13 protein-coding genes are annotated in these 17,255 nt (G+C 61.2%); 3 read left to right on the top strand and 10 right to left on the bottom strand.

Going from position 1 to position 17,255, the window contains the following annotated elements; translation table 11 throughout:
- Positions 1-133: 133 nt before the first annotated feature.
- The 8 genes from HEQ72_RS03245 to gloB all read right to left on the bottom strand — a co-directional run bounded on the left by HEQ72_RS03245 (position 134) and on the right by gloB (position 9,753).
- Positions 134-1,513 carry a M16 family metallopeptidase gene (locus HEQ72_RS03245; RefSeq protein ID WP_168020306.1) on the bottom strand — a complete coding sequence of 460 codons (1,380 nt, stop codon included), beginning with the start codon at positions 1,511-1,513 and terminating at the stop codon, positions 134-136.
- Positions 1,510-2,919, bottom strand: a complete 1,410-nt coding sequence (locus HEQ72_RS03240; RefSeq protein WP_168022544.1) for a M16 family metallopeptidase — start codon at positions 2,917-2,919, stop codon at positions 1,510-1,512. Before HEQ72_RS03240 ends, HEQ72_RS03245 begins: the two co-directional genes overlap by 4 nt.
- A gap of 208 nt (positions 2,920-3,127) precedes the next feature.
- A complete protein-coding gene (locus HEQ72_RS03235) occupies positions 3,128-3,685 on the bottom strand; it encodes a DUF3035 domain-containing protein (RefSeq protein ID WP_168020308.1) in 558 nt (185 codons plus the stop codon).
- A gap of 37 nt (positions 3,686-3,722) precedes the next feature.
- Positions 3,723-4,220 (bottom strand): signal peptidase II, encoded by a 498-nt coding sequence (gene lspA, locus HEQ72_RS03230; protein WP_168020309.1) that lies wholly within the window; start codon positions 4,218-4,220, stop codon positions 3,723-3,725.
- Positions 4,220-7,030, bottom strand: a complete 2,811-nt coding sequence (gene ileS / locus HEQ72_RS03225; protein WP_168022543.1) for an isoleucine--tRNA ligase — start codon at positions 7,028-7,030, stop codon at positions 4,220-4,222. The genes lspA and ileS overlap by 1 nt, the downstream gene beginning before the upstream one ends.
- Entirely contained in the window at positions 7,027-8,031 is a 1,005-nt protein-coding gene (locus HEQ72_RS03220; protein WP_168022542.1) for a bifunctional riboflavin kinase/FAD synthetase, read from the bottom strand. The genes ileS and HEQ72_RS03220 overlap by 4 nt, the downstream gene beginning before the upstream one ends.
- Positions 8,032-8,155: 124 nt before the next feature.
- Entirely contained in the window at positions 8,156-8,848 is a 693-nt protein-coding gene (locus tag HEQ72_RS03215) for a trimeric intracellular cation channel family protein (RefSeq protein WP_168020312.1), read from the bottom strand.
- Between the two features lie 110 nt (positions 8,849-8,958).
- Positions 8,959-9,753 carry a hydroxyacylglutathione hydrolase gene (gloB, locus tag HEQ72_RS03210; protein WP_168022541.1) on the bottom strand — a complete coding sequence of 265 codons (795 nt, stop codon included), beginning with the start codon at positions 9,751-9,753 and terminating at the stop codon, positions 8,959-8,961.
- Positions 9,754-9,931: 178 nt separating this feature from the next.
- Here gloB and HEQ72_RS03205 point away from each other — a divergent pair, with 178 nt between their 5' ends.
- From HEQ72_RS03205 to HEQ72_RS03195, 3 genes are all read left to right on the top strand, one after another.
- A complete protein-coding gene (locus HEQ72_RS03205) occupies positions 9,932-10,750 on the top strand; it encodes a class I SAM-dependent methyltransferase (RefSeq protein ID WP_168020314.1) in 819 nt (272 codons plus the stop codon).
- 93 nt (positions 10,751-10,843) lie between these two features.
- Positions 10,844-11,731, top strand: a complete 888-nt coding sequence (locus HEQ72_RS03200; RefSeq protein ID WP_168020315.1) for a chorismate mutase — start codon at positions 10,844-10,846, stop codon at positions 11,729-11,731.
- 233 nt (positions 11,732-11,964) lie between these two features.
- Entirely contained in the window at positions 11,965-12,849 is an 885-nt protein-coding gene (locus tag HEQ72_RS03195; RefSeq protein WP_168022540.1) for a prephenate/arogenate dehydrogenase family protein, read from the top strand.
- Positions 12,850-12,911: 62 nt separating this feature from the next.
- On the opposite strand, the gene HEQ72_RS03190 is transcribed toward HEQ72_RS03195, so the two are convergent.
- Together HEQ72_RS03190 and HEQ72_RS03185 are read right to left on the bottom strand one after the other, a co-directional pair.
- Positions 12,912-14,915, bottom strand: a complete 2,004-nt coding sequence (locus HEQ72_RS03190) for a methyl-accepting chemotaxis protein (RefSeq protein WP_168022539.1) — start codon at positions 14,913-14,915, stop codon at positions 12,912-12,914.
- Positions 14,916-15,002: 87 nt separating this feature from the next.
- Entirely contained in the window at positions 15,003-17,012 is a 2,010-nt protein-coding gene (locus HEQ72_RS03185; protein WP_168022538.1) for a methyl-accepting chemotaxis protein, read from the bottom strand.
- Positions 17,013-17,255: the final 243 nt, after the last annotated feature.

Raw genomic sequence — 17,255 nt, 5'->3', positions numbered from 1 at the left:
CAGCTCCGGAAGAACAGGACAACAGAATGGCGGGCGCATAATACGCCGGAATAACCGCCCTGTCTTGTCTGCCGCACCGGTGCAAAACGGAAACCGGACCTGCTGTTTCTGCAGGTCCGGTTCCGGAAACGTATCAGGGCGCGGGGGTTGACTCCACCCCCTGTGGACGCCCGGCAATCACAAACGTCAGACGCTTTTCATCCAGGATCCGGCGGGCAACACGCTTGATATCCTCCCTGGTCACGGCCTGCAGGCGGGCATTGCGCACATTGAAGTAATCCGGCGACCGATCATAGGCCTGCCAGTCATACAGGCGGTTCGCAATGTTGCCGGTTGATGTCATCCCCAGCGGCCAGGAGCCGGCCAGGTTGGCCTTGGCTGCATCCAGCTCGTCCTCGGTCACACCATCCTCGGCCATCTTGCGCCACTCCGCACGCACAAGGTCCATGGCCTCGGCCACCTTGTCCCCCGATGTGGCAAAATGCCCGGACAGGAAAGACGCCTTGTCCAGCCCTCGCAAGGACGTGCTGATCCCGTATACCAGGCCACGTTTCTCGCGGACTTCATTCATCAGGCGGGACGCAAAGGACCCTGCCCCCAGAACATAATCCATCAGCATGGCGGCATAGATATCCGGATCGCGGGGATCAATACCCTGATCGTTGAACAGGACCACAGACTGGGGCACATCCATGTCCACCACCGTGACACGTCCGTCCAGGGCTGGAACAACAGGGGAAATGGCCGGCGCCGTTCCGGTTGCCGGCAAAGATCCAAAGGTCTGGTCCAGCAAAGTCCCCAGCTGCGAGGGGGTCAGATCCCCGGCCACGCCAATTTTCAGGCGGTCGCGGGTCATGCTGCTTTTCATATGGGCCCGCAAGTCCTTCACCCGCATGGAACGGATGGACTGCGGCGTTCCTTCCAGGGGACGGGCGTAGGGATGATCACCGAACAGCAGGGCCGTCATGGTCCGCCCGGCAGCGTCCCCGGGATCTTCCTGCTTCAGGGACAGGGATGCCGTGTACTCGTGGCGCAGACGCTCCAGGGGAGCCTTGTCAAAGCGCGGCGCGGTGAGCGTCAGGCGCAACAGGTCAAAGGCCTCGTCCAGCGTTCCCGTTGTGGTCAGCAGAAAGCCGGTTGTTGCGTCCATGCTGCTGCCATAGCCCAGATTGATGGCCTGGGTTTCCAGCACCCTGCGGAAAGCCTGGCTGTCGAGCTTGCCGGCTCCCTCCCCCAGCATGGCGGCGGTCATGTAGGCACGACCTTCCTTGCCGACCGGATCGGTTGCCGCGCCGCCCGCAAACCCGAAGGCCACAGAAACAACAGGCAGGGTATGATCCTCGACCAGCCAGGCAGATATCCCGCCGGGACTGACAACCTGTTGCACGGTAAAGGCCCGTGCCGGAACGGCCACAGCCAGCAGGAAAAGAAGAACCAGGCCGGCAAGACCGTGCGAACGGACAATTCCCATCACAAAAGCTCCCTTGTGCAAAACACCGGCATAACCACTCATGACCTGCCTCCGGGTTTCAGGACAGCGGTCACGGCAGCCTGGTCACGCAGCCAGGTACGCGCAGCCTTCATCACATCATCACGACCAACCCCGGCGATTTGCTGAGGCCATGTTTCCACCGATTCCAGCGTATCACCGACGCTCAAGGCCATGCCGATGCGATAGGCCGGTCCTTGCAGGCTGTCGCGGGCATAGATCGCCCCGGCCTGCATGCGGGTCTTGACGTCTTCAACCTCGGCCACGGTCAGGCCATCGCGCAGCAGCCCCTGGACGACCTCATCAACCGCCTTTTCCAGCTCGGCCACGGACACACCCGGACGGGGCATGGCATAAATGTCAAACACACCATCATCCACAGCCAACGAATCATAGGATGCGCCAGCATCAACGGCCAGCTTGCGCTTGATCACCAGATCCCGGTACAGCCGGCCAAGCTGGCCGCCACCCAGAATATCCGACAGGACCGAAAGGGCCAGTGTGTCCTGGCGCGCCGGGGCCGTATTGATGCTTGGCACCCTGTACCGACGCCCCCAGCGCAGCTGGGTCACATTGGGATGAGCCATATCAACCCGCACAACAGCATCGGGAGGCGCTTGACGGTTGCGCAGGCGCTGTACGCCCGGCCCACGGGACAGGGACCCGTAATAGGTCTCGGCCAGATTGCGCACCTGATCCACGGTCACATCACCACTGATCACAAGGATCGCATTATCCGGCGCATACCACTTCTTGTAAAAGTCGAGTGCATTCTGACGCGTCAGCGCCGACAGCTCGTCCATCCATCCAACAATCGGGTTGCGGTAGGGGTGATTGACCCACAGGGCCATGGATGCCCGTTCATACAGCTGGGCGTCGGGCTCGTTCTCTGTACGCATCAGGCGTTCCTGGATCACGACATCCCGTTCGGTCAGGAATTCCTTTTCATCAAAGGCCAGATTGCGCATGCGGTCCGCTTCCAGCTTCATGACCAAAGGCAGGCGATCAACCGCAATATTCTGGAAGTAGGCCGTATAGTCAGAGCTGGTAAAGGCATTTTCCCGGCCGCCATTGCGGGCAACAAGCGCTGAAAATTCGCCGGGCTTCAGGGTCTCTGTCCCCTTGAACATCATATGTTCAAGAAGATGGGCCAGACCGGACTGACCCGGTGGTTCATCGGCCGCACCAACCTTGTACCACACCATGTGCGACACGACCGGCATCCGGTGATTTTCCACCACCACCACCTGCAGGCCATTGTCCAGCGTAAAAGTAGACGCGTTATAGACCTTCGGGGCCTCAACCCCGATACGGGATGCCTGGATCTGGGTCTGCAGGGCTGTTTGTGCCTGAACACCCCCGGCTGGCAGGACCAGAACAGCCACGGCCGCCACAACAAGGCTTTTTAAAAACAGTTTGCTCAGGACCATACGGTCAACTCCTTGACTCTGGCCGCCCCGCCCCTGTGCGACCGGATTGGCGAACATGGAATCAGACAACACATTCCGGCAGAACTATGTCACAGGAACACAAGATACGCAGATTTTCCCTTTGCCGGTCAGGCCATATGCAATGCGGCGACCGGAACAGACCGGCCGCCGCACACAAAATCCCCACACGGCTCCGAACCGGAGGCTCCTAGAGAAGCCCCTCCAGAAGAGCACGCTGGCGCCGTTCAATCTTCGGGGTATCCCCCTCGGTCACCGCCTTGCCCAGCGCCTGGTTCTGACGCAGCCGCTTTGCTTCGGCCGCAGCATCAACCATGGTGCCGGTTGGTTCCGGGTCGCGCCAGAAAACCAGACGATCGGTAAAGGTCTTCTCCTCACGCGCAAAGACCGATGTCTCGCGGTCTACAATCGAACGAATGCCGGGAACAGACTGGTCCACCCCCGCCAGCTTGAGCAAGGCGCCTTCCCCATGGGTTGTGGCAACCCGGCGTGCTTGGGCGCGACCACCAAAGACAGCATCACGGGCTTGGTCCGACGTTGATATCTCCTGGGGACGGGGGGCACCCTGTTCGGGCGGACGCAGCCTGAAGTCAGGCGGAACGGTCAGGGGTGCGCGCGACACCACGGCAAATTCATCGGGCGACCGTTTGTCAAGGCCAAGAGCCCGACGGGTCTCGCTGCCACAACCGGACAAACCGCCGCCGGCAAGAGCCACAATACAAAGGGACAGGGAAAGCCGACGCAACATCACTTAAACCTCCGGGTTTTACGTTTCTGGTTGTACGTCAGCTTTCGCGTCGAAACAAGCTGTCTGCAACAAGCAGCGCCGCCCCGACGGAAATCCACGTATCGGCAAGATTGAACGCCCAAAAATGCCAGCCCAGAACATGAAAGTCCAAAAAATCAGCCACAGCACCCCAGCGTACGCGGTCAATTGCGTTGCCAAGGGCGCCACCGGTCATCAGCGCCAGCGCACAGGCCAGAAGCCAATGGGAAGCCCGCAGCATCCATGCACCCAGCACCCCGGCCAGCAGGACAGCCATGACCAGAAGCGGCCACGGCCCAAGGCCACTGTCGCCAAGAAGCCCGAAACTGACACCGCGGTTCCAGGCCATGACAAGGTTGAGGAACGGCAGCACCTCGACCGACATCGGAAGCCCGCCCGAGAACGCCACCACCCACGCCTTGCTGGCCTGATCCAGCACCAGGCACAGGGACACCAGCACAAACCAGCGCCAGGCGCCAGGCCGGGCAAAAGGGACGTGGGACGGGGTTTCAGGCATCAGGCGGGTTCCGTCCGGGCCAGAACATCATCACAACGCTGGCACACCCCTTCACGGGGGTGGGAACCAACATCGGGCAGAACCTTCCAGCACCGCTGGCACTTCTCCCCGGTTGCTGTTTCGATGACCACACCCACGCCCGGAATCTCGGGCACTGTATAGGCCGCATCGGGAACCGGATCGGATGACAGGGTCAGGGCCGAAGTGATGCAAATATCGTGCATTGGATAGGCACGGATACCATCCTGCACCTCTGCCGGTGCATACACCACCGCATGGGCCTGCAGGGACGCCCCGATGACCTTGGCATTGCGGGCCTGTTCCAGCGCCCCCAGAACCACGCGGCGAACACGTGCCACGGCAGCCCAGCGCGCGGCCAGGGCATCATCGCGCCAGTGTCCGGGCACCGCCTCAAACCCGGTCAGGTGGACCGAACTGTCATCGCCCGGATGACGGCACAGCCACGCTTCCTCGCCCGTGAAGCACAGGACCGGCGCCATCCAGCGCACCAGGGTGTTGAACAAACGGTCAATCACCGTACGACAGGCCCGACGCTCCGGATCCTGCGGATGGCCGCAGTACAGAAGATCCTTGCGGATATCAAAATAGAACGCGGACAGATCGTTGGTACAAAACGCTGTCAGCTCGGCAAACAGGGTCTGGAATTCGTAATCGTCGCAGCAGCGGCGAACGATGGCATCCATCTCGGTCAGACGATGCAGGACCCAGCGCTCCAGCTCGGGCATGGAAGCTTCATCGGTCACGGCCTCGGCTGCAGAGAAGCCATCCAGCGCCCCCAGCATATAGCGCAGGGTGTTGCGCAGGCGGCGATAGCTTTCCGCCGTCTGCTTCAGGATCTCCGACCCCAGACGCTGGTCGTTCATGTAATCGGTGGACGCAACCCACAAACGCAGGATATCGGCCCCGTATTCCTTCACCACATCCTGTGGCGCCACCGTATTGCCGATCGATTTCGACATCTTGCGGCCCTGCCCGTCCAGGGTAAAGCCATGCGTCAGCACCGCCTTGTAAGGCGCCCGGCCACGGGTTCCACAACTTTGCAGCAGGGATGACTGGAACCAGCCGCGATGCTGGTCCGACCCTTCCAGGTACAGGTCTGCCGGCCACGCGCTTCCATCCCGGTCCTCCAGGACAAAGGCATGTGTGCAGCCGGAATCAAACCAGACATCCAGCACGTCGCGCACCTGTTCATAGTCTTTCAGGTCATAGGCATCACCCAGGAAATCCTGCGGGTTGTCCTCGAACCAGGCATCGGCGCCACGCTCGGCCACGGCGGCAACGATACGGTCCATCACCGCCGGATCACGCAGGGGCTCCCCTGTATGGCGGTTGACAAACACCGTGACCGGGCTGCCCCAGCTGCGCTGGCGGGATACGCACCAATCCGGACGCTGTTCCACCATCGACCGCAGACGGTTGCGCCCCATGGCCGGCACAAAGCGGGTGGCATCAACAGCAGCCAGAGCCTTGTCACGCAGGCCGGTCTTGTCCATGGAAATGAACCACTGCGACGTGGCGCGATAGATCAACGGTGCCTTGGACCGCCACGAATGGGGGTAGGAATGCACCAGCTTGCCATGCGCCACCAGCTTGCCGGCAGCCGTCAGGGCATCAACCATCACCGGCGCGATCTTGTAGATATGCTGCCCCGCAAACAGGGGAATGGTATCGGCGTAAGTCCCGCCATCCAGAACCATGTCCGGCGGATGAATTCCCTTGGACCGGCACAGGTAGAAATCGTCTTCGCCATGGCCGGGAGCCTGGTGCACAATCCCGGTTCCCTGATCGGCGGTCACAAAGTCACCAATCATCACCGGTACGTCAAAGTCATACCCCTGCCCCCGCAGCGGATGGGCGCACAGCACACCATCAAGGTCAGCCCCGCCCAGGTTGGCCTCGCAGACAGCCTCAAAATGGCCGGTTTCCATCACCGAAGACGCCAGGGATGTGGACAGGACCAGCCGGTCCCCGACCGACACCAGGGCACCATCCGTAACGGATGTCGCACGGTACACGCCGTATTCCAGATCCGCCCCGCAGGCCAGCGCCCGGTTGCCGGGGATAGTCCAGGGGGTTGTCGTCCAGATGACAATATCCGCCCCCTGCAAGGCCGGCACGCGGGCCGACACCACCGGGAAGCGGACCCAGATGGTGGTGGAGGTGTGGTCCTTGTATTCAACCTCGGCCTCGGCCAGGGCGGTCTTCTCGACCACCGACCACAGCACCGGACGGGCACCGCGGTACAGGCTGCCATCCAGCAGGAATTTGCCCAGCTCGGCCACAATGCGGGCCTCGGCCGCATAGGCCATGGTGGTATAGGGCCTGTCCCAGTCCCCGCCGATGCCCAGCCGGCGAAATTCCTCGCGCTGGATATCGATCCAGCGTTCGGCAAAGGCGCGACACTCACGCCGGAACTCCACCACCGGCACATCGTCCTTGTTCTGGCCGCGGGCGCGGTACTCTTCCTCGATTTTCCATTCAATCGGCAGGCCGTGACAGTCCCACCCCGGAACATAGTCCACGTCAAAACCCATCATCTGCCGCGAGCGGACCACCACATCCTTCAGGATCTTGTTCAGGGCGTGCCCGATGTGCAGGTGGCCGTTGGCATACGGAGGGCCATCATGCAGCACGAACAGGGGACGCCCATGCGCCTGTTCACGCTGGCGGGCATACAGCCCTATCCGGTTCCAGCGTTCCAGGTGTCCGGGTTCCTGGGCAGGCAGACCTGCCCGCATGGGAAAGGACGTGCGGGGCAGGAAAACAGAATTCTTGTAATCGGCGGTCATGGTCTTATCCGGTATTCGGCAAACAGTGTACAGCAACAGGGGCAGGCGGTGTGGTTTACGGCACCACGGGCCAGAATAATTCGCGCGGCATCGATGTCAGCGGCAATACGGGCCTTCAGGGCATCGGGACCGGAAAAAGCCTGCTCCGGACGGATGCGCCCCAGGAGCTGCACCCTCAGGCGCTGGCCGTACAGATCCCTGTTCATATCCAGCAGGTGAACCTCCAGAACATCATCGGTCATGCCAAAGGTCGGGCGGGTCCCGTAATTGGCAACGCCGTCATACCAGCGGGTTTCCCCGTCGTGGTCAAGGCCCGCGCGCACGGCATACACCCCCCGGGCCGGACGGGTGCGGGCACCGGGATCGACATTGGCGGTCGGAAAACCCAAGACACGGCCACGGGCCTGCCCCCGACACACCCGACCCTCCAGCTCCCACGGGCGCCCCAGGAAAGCGGTTGCCCCCTCTACATCACCGGCCATCAGGGCCTCACGCACAGCGGTAGAGGAGCAGATCGTCCCGTCGGGCATACAGACCGGGGCCACACTGGTCACGGAAAAACCACGACTGGCCGCCAATGTACGCAGCAGGGTGACATCGCCCGCACGCCCCTTGCCAAAGGCGTAATCATCCCCCACCACAACACCGGATACACCCAGGTCGCGCACCAGGACCGTATCCACAAAATCCTCCGCCTTCAATCCGGCCAGGGCCTGACCAAAGCGCAACACGCACAGAAGGTCAACCCCGGTTTCCCCGATCAGGCGTACTTTCTGGCGCAGGGAACTGAGGGCAAAGGGCGGCAGATCGGGCCGGAAATAACGGCGCGGATGCGGATCAAAGGTCATGACGGCCGCCGCACGGCCCATGGAACGGGCTTGGTCCAGTGCCGCACCGATCACGGCACGGTGGCCCCTGTGCACACCGTCAAAGTTGCCAAGGGCAATGACCATGCCGCGCAGGGACGGCGGTACTTCGTGACAGTGGCGTATCAGACGCATGGGGTCATCGGGATCCGGGCAGCAGCAGAGACATCAGGAACGCCGCCCAGAGGTATTCCATCCGCGCCACAATGGCAACTGTTGCCTTGCCCGGACACAGCATCCTGTATGCAAAAAGCCGTGATCAGCCATGGTCCACACCCTCCCCCGACCGGGGCGGAGGCTCGGGGTGAACGTATTTGGGCAGGGTCCAGCCATACTGGATAGCCCCCGCCCGCAAGGCAAGGGCCACAAAGAACCCGGCAAGGGCACGGGCTTCCACCGGGATATCAAGCCCGGCAGATGCCACAAAGGCTACCGACCCTGCCAGGGCGGCCGTGGCATAGATCTCCGGATTGAACAGAAGAGACCGTTCCCCGCAGATAATATCACGCATCAGGCCGCCAAAGGCTGCCGTCATCATGCCCATGGTCACGCACACCACCGGCGCGGCATTGAACAGTTCGGCCTTGAAGGCCCCGATAACGGAATACAGGGCCAGACCAACAGCATCGGCCCACAACAGGGCGCTATAGCGGGAATCCAGGAACCGGGCCATCCAGTAGGTCATGCCGGCAGCCACAATACAGACGACCAGATACCCCGGGCTGCTGACCCAGAACACCGGCTGTACACCCAAGGCCAGGTCGCGCAGGGTCCCCCCGCCGATGCCGGTCACGGTACCCACCAGGATAAAGCCCAGAAGATCCATTTCGCGCCGTGCCGCAACCAGGGCACCGGTAATGGCAAAGACAGCAACAGCGGCCAGATCCACAATGCCAAGGGCATCGAGCAGGACAGCCTCCCGGACCGGATAGGGTACGGCGTGCGAATACATGGTGCGGTGTTCTCCCCAGTCTCCGGCGGGCCGGGCGCCGCTGCGGGCCACGGGGCACGGACATAATGCACCTGCACACTATACGAACCCGTTGTATTCCGGCAATCGTTTCAGAACGTATCCTTGCGCTGACGCAGCGCTGCAAACACCGCAACAGGGTCAGCACCGGCCTCCAGCCCCACAGCCCGGGCCAGGGCCGGTACATCGGCCCGCAGGAAGGGGTTGGTTGCCTTTTCCTGCCCCAATACCCCGGGAACCGTCGGGCATCCATAGGTCATACAAGCCTCAAGCACGGACTCCCGCTCTTTCAGGGCCATGTTCTCAGGGTCTACCGCCACCGCAAAACGCCGGTTCATGGCCGTATATTCGTGCGCACAGTATACCCGCGTTTCATCCGGCAAGGCCCGCAGGCGCACCAGGGATGACCAGAACTGTTCCGGCGTGCCCTCGAACATCCGCCCGCAACCCAGCAGAAACAGGGTATCGCCACAGAACAGGGCACGCGCGCCGGCAAAATAAAAGACAATATGCCCGCTGGTATGCCCGGGTACGGCCATGACCTGTGCCCGGGCTTGGCCCACGGATACCGAATCCCCGTCCGTAACGGCCAGGTCAATACCGGGAATCCTCCCGGAATCGGCGGGATTTGCGACAACCTTGCACCCTGTGGCCTGGCGCAGGGCCGGTATTCCGCCGATATGGTCATGGTGATGGTGGGTGACCAGAATCAGGGACAAGGACCACCCGTGCCGGGCACATACCGACAGGACAGGATCAGCCTCGGCAGGGTCCACAACCGCTGTCATTCCTGTTGCCCGGCAATGAAGCAACCATACATAGTTATCCTGAAGCACAGGGATTCGCACGATCTCCAACTCTTCCGCCTGCAGACCTTCTGGTGTCATCGTTCCTGCCTCCTAGATGCGGCGCCAGTGAATCCCCCTGATCTCCCCGAAAGCAAGGGCTTTTTTGCTGCTGGCATACCCCGGACCGTTTACGCGGTACGGACCGGCCTGTCTGTGCTATACTCACCCTGTAATCGCGGGACAACACGTGATGTAAACCGGGCGTGGGTGGGTGCACATGTACCTTGATGTGGCAGATCTGCATACCTTTTACGCCAGTCCCCTGGGACAGGTGGCGGGAATGCTGCTGCGCCGCCGCCTGCGGGAACTGTGGCCCGATGTGCGTGGCTGCCGGATTCTGGGCATGGGCTTTACCACGCCGCTCCTGGGGCCATTCGCGGATGAAGCCGAACGGGTTGTTGCCGCCATGCCTGGCCCCCAGGGGGTTATGGAATGGCCGGGACACGGGGGAAACCGTGTCACCCTGACCGAAGACACCAGCCTGCCCTTTCCCGATTGCTTGTTTGACCGGGTCATTGTCTGCCACGCAATCGAACATACCGACCAGAATCGGGCCTTGATGCGGGAACTGTGGCGGGTCATGGCCGACAACGGGCGGATCGCCGTTATTACACCCAACCGACAAGGCATATGGGCCCGCATGGATCGAACACCGTTCGGGGCAGGGCGCCCCTGCTCGGCGGGGCAATTGTCCCGCCTGCTGGACGATGCCCTGTTCACCACCCTTGGCACATCCCCTGCCCTGTTCTTTCCTCCGGTTGGGTCGCGGATCCCGACAGCTTGGGCGCAGGGTGTCGAGAATATAGGGGAACACTGGTTCCCGCAGTTCTCCGGGGTCCTGGTAGCCGAAGCCGGCAAAAAGATCTACGCCACCCCGCGCCAGGAACACGCCGCCGGTCAGCGGGTCGGCCTGGGGGTACCGGACCGGCTTAACCTAGGACCGCGTAGCAAATCCGGTGTGTTCTATGGTGATGCGGGTCATACGCCCGGGGAAACAGGCTCCCTTTCCGGCGCAGGATCCTTGCGCCACGGTTGATGGAAAAGCAGGTTTGTCGTATGTTTTCTTTGCCTTCTGCAATGGATCCGGCTACTACCATCAACTGTACATTCAAACCAGGGAATTGACGGCATGCCGGAGAGCAACACCACCTTGGCCCTGCCAACACTGGGCGCACTGCGCGAGCGTATCGACGCCATCGACAACCAGATTATCGATCTTCTGCTGGAACGCAGCCGTATTGTCTCCACCGTCGGGGATGTCAAGCGTGCCGCCGGTGAAAGCGTCGGGATCTTCCTGCGTCCGGGCCGGGAAATGCAAATCCTGCGGCGGCTGGTCAAAAGAGCCGAAGGTGCCAAATTCCGCCGCTCTGTTATTGTCCGCATCTGGCGGGAGCTGTTCGCGGCCATGGTTGCCCTGGAAGGTTCCCTGTCAATGGCCGTTTTCACGCCTGTTCGTGGTTCAGGTTATCTGGAGCTGGGGCGTGACTCCTATGGAACATATACCCGCACCATCCCGTCCCAAAGTGCGGGCAGCGTGGTACGCATGGTTGCCGACGGTGATGCCGTGGTTGGCATTGTGCCCCTGCCGGGTCCCGATGACCGGGAGCGCTGGTGGCCTCATCTCCTGTCCGATCAGCCGGATACCCCGTCCATTGTTGCCCGCGTTCCCTTTGCCGGTCCGGGCACCGGACGCGGAGATGGACTGGAAGGGCTGGTCATCTGCCGCCTGCCCCAGGAAAACACGGGGGATGACCGCACGTATGTCACTCTTGAAACCGATGACAGCCTGAGCCGCTCGGGCGTGGGAGAACTGGTTGCACAGGTAGGGCTGACCGTGGTGGAGGTCCCTGATTCCATTGATGCGGGCCCGGATACACGCATCCATCTTGTGGAACTTGAAGGCTGCATTCTTGCCGACGACCTGCGCCTGCAAAGTGTGCTGACCCTCTCACAGGTCCGCAAGTTCCGCGTTGTGGGCGGTTATGCCGTCCCCTTCCCGCCCGGATATCTTGCGTAACGGGTGTTAAAGACAGCCCCCCTCGTACCGAAGGAATAGCTCCGCGCTCGACTGTACGAGGGGGGTGGGAACGCTTGCTTCCTGCCAAGCTTCTGTTGAAGGAGCGCTGCTGAACTTCTGGCCGACGGTTCCGGGCATTGCCATACCGGGCAGGAACCGGTATCCGGAACCAGAAGAAGGCGCTACGGTGCCACTGTCTGTTGCTCTGTTCCCAAGGATTGCCATTGCCTGCCATGCCATCGCCCCTGTTCTCCCGCCTGTGCCTGATCGGAATTGGCCTGATCGGCTCGTCCCTTGCCCGTGCTGTCAAAGCCAAATCCCTTGCCGGGCATATCGCCTGCTTCTCTGCACCCGACGGCAGCATGGAAACAGCCCTGCGGCTTGGTATTGTGGACAGCATCCACGATACCGCTGTTCAGGCCGCCGAAGGGGCGGACCTGGTTGTGCTGGCTGTCCCCGCCGGTGTCATGAGCGAACTGGCGCGCACCCTCGTCCCTGCCCTGACGCCGGGCTGCATTCTCAGTGATGTTGGCTCCGTCAAACAGGGGATGGTCAATGCCATTGCTCCTCAGCTGCCTGCCGGTGTGCATCTGGTCCCCGGGCATCCCATTGCCGGAACAGAGCACTCCGGACCAGAGGCCGGCTTTGCCGAGCTGTTCCGGGACCGCTGGTGTATCCTGACCCCCCCGGCAGAAACCGATCCGGAGGCAATACAGAAAGTACGCACACTGTGGGAAGCCATCGGATCAAGGGTGGATGTGATGGATGCGCACCATCATGATCAGGTGCTGGCCATTACATCGCACCTGCCCCACCTGATTGCCTATACCATTGTGGGCACGGCCGATGACCTGCAGGATGACCTGAAACGGGAAGTGATCCAGTATTCGGCATCCGGCTTTCGTGACTTCACCCGTATTGCCGCATCTGACCCAACCATGTGGCGGGATATCTTCCTGGAGAACCGAACCGCTGTCCTGGAAACATTACAACGCTTTACCGAAGACCTGACCGCCATGCAGCGTGCAATCCGCCGTGGCGATGGTGAAACCTTGCACAGCCTTTTTACGCGCACGCGTGCGATACGGCGCAGCATTATCGACGCCCGGCAGGCATGACAGAATGCAGAGAAGCCCCCCGACGGTAACGCGGGGTGCTTCTTTGTACAGGGTGTGGTCAGTTACACATTCCGTATGCTGTGGAAGAATTCGTCGACTCGGTTTTTGAGCATTTCGGATTGTCTTGAGAGTTCACCGGCGGCGGCGAGGACCTGGCTGGCGTTGTCTCCGGTTTCGCGGGCCCCGTTTGTGACGTTGATGACGCTTTGGGAGACTTCGTTTGTGCCGGCAGCGGCTTCGGCGACGTTACGGGCGATTTCGCGTGTTGCGGCGCCCTGCTGATCGATGGCGGTGGAAATATCGCCGGTGATGTTGTTGATTTCCTCGATCACCTTGGCGATATCGGCAATGGCGGCGGCCACATGATCGGAAACGGTCTGGATGGCCTGGATCTGGGACCCGATTTCATCGGTCGCCCGGCTGGTTTGCCCGGCCAGACTTTTCACTTCGTTGGCGACCACGGCAAAGCCTTTTCCGGCTTCACCGGCGCGGGCGGCTTCGATGGTGGCGTTCAGCGCCAGCAGGTTGGTCTGGCTGGCGATGTCGTTGATCAGGTTCACAATCTGGCTGATCTTCTGGGTGGCCTCGACCAGGGACTGCACGGTCTGGTTTGTCCGGTGGGCGGAATCCGAGGCCCGTTCGGCGATCAGGCGTGAATTCTCAACCCGGGACGCGATTTCGTTGATGGAAGCGGCCAGTTCCTCGGTGGCATGGGCTACACCCTGGACGTTGACCGAAGCTTCTTCGGTAGCGGCTGCAGCGGTGGTGGCATCGCGGGCGGACCGGTCGGCAGTTCCCGACAGGGCACCGGCGGTGGCTTCCAGCTCCGTGGCGGCAGATGTGACCGTGCCCAGCACGGTGTTCATGTCGCCGCTGAAGGCCGAGATCAGCTTGTCGACCTTGATGGTACGGGCTTCGGCAGCACGGCGGGCTTCGGCCTGCTCGGCCTCCAGACGGCGACGTTCCAGCGCGTTGTCGCGGAACACGGCAACCGCGTGGGCCATGGCGCCGATTTCGTCATCACGCCCGTCGCCGGGGATTTGCACTTCCAGGTTCCCGGATGCCAGATCCTTCATCGCGCCGGTCATTTCAAGAACCGGGTGGGCCACCAGCACGTTCAAGGTCTGGCGCAGGATCACGATCATCAGCAGGGCGCCGAGCAGCGCGGCAACCAGGGCCGAAACCCGGAAATCCGTCAGCTGGGCAAAGGCCTTGTCCTCGTCCACGCTGACCACCAGGAACCATTCCACCCCGGGAAGGCCGCTGACGGGAATAAACGTCATCAGCTCCGTATGACGACCATCGGAAGCCGTCACAACCTCCCGCGTGATGGAAGGCGTCTGGGCCGGGTAGATATCGGCCATCTTCTTGGTGACCACATCGGGATCGGGGTGCATCAGGATGGTGCCGGCCTTGTCGACCAAAAACGCACGCCCCATCCCCCCAAAGGTAATCTCAGCAATCATTTTGGAGAGATCTTTGGTCAGGAACGAGCTCCCCACAACCCCGACCAGGGCACCATTCTGATAAACGGGCATAGAAACCGAAATAATGATGTCGGGACTGGCGGCCGATCTAAAAGGTGGCGTAATAGCCGGCCCCCCTGCCGCAGAAGCCAGCTTGTACCAAGGGCGCGTGCGTGGATCGAAGTCTGGCGCCATCTTGACCTGTGGGCGCCGGACGAAGATCCCCTCCGGATTGCCGAAGTACGTCCCGTCAAAATTTTCCAGCAGGGTAGGACGCCCCAAGGCAACACCAACGGCCTCTGCACTCGTGTCCGTATTGGCAACGTTGTCAGCAGCCAGGCGGGTCAGCAGCATACGGGCACTCAACCAATTGCTTACACTCTCGGCCGCAATATCGCCCATGTTATGTAAGTCATCTTCAATATTTTTTGTAATTGCTGCCCTTTGATAGAAATCGCTGTACAGGGAATACACCACGAACACTGCAATGACCGTGCCGATGGCAATTGACAGGATCTTGCTCATCATGCTCTTGGGGGCCGATGCAACCGGGGCATTCTCGCCCGTCTCTACGGGTTTGGTATCCTGATCGGCCTGCATGAACTGGCTCCCCCTAAAAACAACTGCCCCCCGGCGTCAGGCGCATATACGGTACAAATTTACAAGCAAGGCATTGCCGAGTCGGCCCTACACATTCCGTATGCTGTGGAAGAATTCGTCGACTCGGTTTTTGAGCATTTCGGATTGTCTTGAGAGTTCACCGGCGGCGGCGAGGACCTGGCTGGCGTTGTCTCCGGTTTCGCGGGCCCCGTTTGTGACGTTGATGACGCTTTGGGAGACTTCGTTTGTGCCGGCAGCGGCTTCGGCGACGTTACGGGCGATTTCGCGTGTTGCGGCGCCCTGCTGATCGATGGCGGTGGAAATATCGCCGGTGATGTTGTTGATTTCCTCGATCACCTTGGCGATATCGGCAATGGCGGCGGCCACATGATCGGAAACGGTCTGGATGGCCTGGATCTGGGACCCGATTTCATCGGTCGCCCGGCTGGTTTGCCCGGCCAGACTTTTCACTTCGTTGGCGACCACGGCAAAGCCTTTTCCGGCTTCACCGGCGCGGGCGGCTTCGATGGTGGCGTTCAGCGCCAGCAGGTTGGTCTGGCTGGCGATGTCGTTGATCAGGTTCACAATCTGGCTGATCTTCTGGGTGGCCTCGACCAGGGACTGCACGGTCTGGTTTGTCCGGTGGGCGGAATCCGAGGCCCGTTCGGCGATCAGGCGTGAATTCTCAACCCGGGACGCGATTTCGTTGATGGAAGCGGCCAGTTCCTCGGTGGCATGGGCTACACCCTGGACGTTGACCGAAGCTTCTTCGGTAGCGGCTGCAGCGGTGGTGGCATCGCGGGCGGACCGGTCGGCAGTTCCCGACAGGGCACCGGCGGTGGCTTCCAGCTCCGTGGCGGCAGATGTGACCGTGCCCAGCACGGTGTTCATGTCGCCGCTGAAGGCCGAGATCAGCTTGTCGACCTTGATGGTACGGGCTTCGGCAGCACGGCGGGCTTCGGCCTGCTCGGCCTCCAGACGGCGACGTTCCAGCGCGTTGTCGCGGAACACGGCAACCGCGTGGGCCATGGCGCCGATTTCGTCATCACGCCCGTCGCCGGGGATTTGCACTTCCAGGTTCCCGGATGCCAGATCCTTCATCGCGCCGGTCATTTCAAGAACCGGGTGGGCCACCAGCACGTTCAAGGTCTGGCGCAGGATCACGATCATCAGCAGGGCGCCGAGCAGCGCGGCAACCAGGGCCGAAACCCGGAAATCCGTCAGCTGGGCAAAGGCCTTGTCCTCGTCCACGCTGACCACCAGGAACCATTCCACCCCGGGAAGGCCGCTGACGGGAATAAACGTCATCAGCTCCGTATGACGACCATCGGAAGCCGTCACAACCTCCCGCGTGATGGAAGGCGTCTGGGCCGGATAGATATCGGCCATCTTCTTGGTGACCACATCGGGATCGGGGTGCATCAGGATGGTGCCGGCCTTGTCGACCAAAAACGCACGCCCCATCCCCCCAAAGGTAATTTCCCCGATCATTTTGGAGAGATCACCAATCAGGAAGTCACTGCCAATAACCCCCACAAGAGAGCCGCTCTGATAAACAGGAATAGCAATGGTAATATTCAAATCCGGCGTCGTGGCTGATTTGTAGGGGGGCGTAATCACAGGCCCCTTTTCTGTCTCGGCCTGTTTGTACCAAGGACGCTTGCGCGGGTCATACCCGGCTGGCAAATCGGTAGCCGGCGGCTGCTGGGTAAAGACTCCATGGATGTCACCCAGATAGGATGCATTGAAGCTTTCCATCAGCGTTGCACGGCCCAGTTCGGTGCTGACAGCAGCAGGACTGGCATCGGTGCGGGCAATACCATCGGCCGCCAACCGGGTCAGCAGCAGGCGGGCATTCAACCAGTTGCTGATATTCTCGGCCGCAATATCGCCCATGTGATGCAAATCCGCGTCTATACCCTTGCGAATTGCCGAACGCTGATAGAAATCGCTGTACAGGGAATACACCACAAACACAGCAATAACTGTGCCGATGGCAATCGACAGGATTTTGCTCATCATGCTCTTGGGGGCCGATGCAGCAACCGGGGCATTCTCGCCCGTCTCTACGGGTTTGCTATCCTGATCGGCCTGCATTCTTGTTCTCCTGTCCTGACATGACACCCGCACGAAAAGGAGCGGGAAGCAAAAAACGCCCACAGAGCCAGTTTGTCCACGCCATCCCCGGAAGAAGACCACAGATCCGGACAAGGCGGAATAGTATCAATTCCCTACCACAGAGCCCATCGTAACACTGGCACCATCCCGTGGACATACGGAAGGGAACAGTCGTGTCCACCTGTTCTTACTGTTTGTGCTGTAAAAGATTGCAGGGCCGGG

This window comes from Haematospirillum sp. 15-248, from assembly GCF_012102665.1.
GTDB lineage: Bacteria > Pseudomonadota > Alphaproteobacteria > Rhodospirillales > Rhodospirillaceae > Haematospirillum.
Note: the sequence above shows the minus strand (reverse complement) of the source record. Positions and strands in the feature narration are given on the sequence as shown.

Excerpts from the sequence above, each read along its gene's own strand:
- HEQ72_RS03205 (WP_168020314.1), top strand. The coding sequence starts at position 9,932 with ATGTACCTTGATGTGGCAGATCTGCATACCTTTTACGCCAGTCCCCTG.
- HEQ72_RS03185 (WP_168022538.1), bottom strand. The coding sequence starts at position 17,012 with ATGCAGGCCGATCAGGATAGCAAACCCGTAGAGACGGGCGAGAATGCC.
- HEQ72_RS03235 (WP_168020308.1), bottom strand. The coding sequence starts at position 3,685 with ATGTTGCGTCGGCTTTCCCTGTCCCTTTGTATTGTGGCTCTTGCCGGC.
- HEQ72_RS03215 (WP_168020312.1), bottom strand. The coding sequence starts at position 8,848 with ATGTATTCGCACGCCGTACCCTATCCGGTCCGGGAGGCTGTCCTGCTC.
- HEQ72_RS03195 (WP_168022540.1), top strand. The coding sequence starts at position 11,965 with ATGCCATCGCCCCTGTTCTCCCGCCTGTGCCTGATCGGAATTGGCCTG.
- HEQ72_RS03245 (WP_168020306.1), bottom strand. The coding sequence starts at position 1,513 with ATGAGTGGTTATGCCGGTGTTTTGCACAAGGGAGCTTTTGTGATGGGA.
- HEQ72_RS03240 (WP_168022544.1), bottom strand. The coding sequence starts at position 2,919 with ATGGTCCTGAGCAAACTGTTTTTAAAAAGCCTTGTTGTGGCGGCCGTG.
- HEQ72_RS03190 (WP_168022539.1), bottom strand. The coding sequence starts at position 14,915 with ATGCAGGCCGATCAGGATACCAAACCCGTAGAGACGGGCGAGAATGCC.
- lspA (WP_168020309.1), bottom strand. The coding sequence starts at position 4,220 with ATGCCTGAAACCCCGTCCCACGTCCCTTTTGCCCGGCCTGGCGCCTGG.
- HEQ72_RS03220 (WP_168022542.1), bottom strand. The coding sequence starts at position 8,031 with ATGCGTCTGATACGCCACTGTCACGAAGTACCGCCGTCCCTGCGCGGC.
- ileS (WP_168022543.1), bottom strand. The coding sequence starts at position 7,030 with ATGACCGCCGATTACAAGAATTCTGTTTTCCTGCCCCGCACGTCCTTT.
- HEQ72_RS03200 (WP_168020315.1), top strand. The coding sequence starts at position 10,844 with ATGCCGGAGAGCAACACCACCTTGGCCCTGCCAACACTGGGCGCACTG.
- gloB (WP_168022541.1), bottom strand. The coding sequence starts at position 9,753 with ATGACACCAGAAGGTCTGCAGGCGGAAGAGTTGGAGATCGTGCGAATC.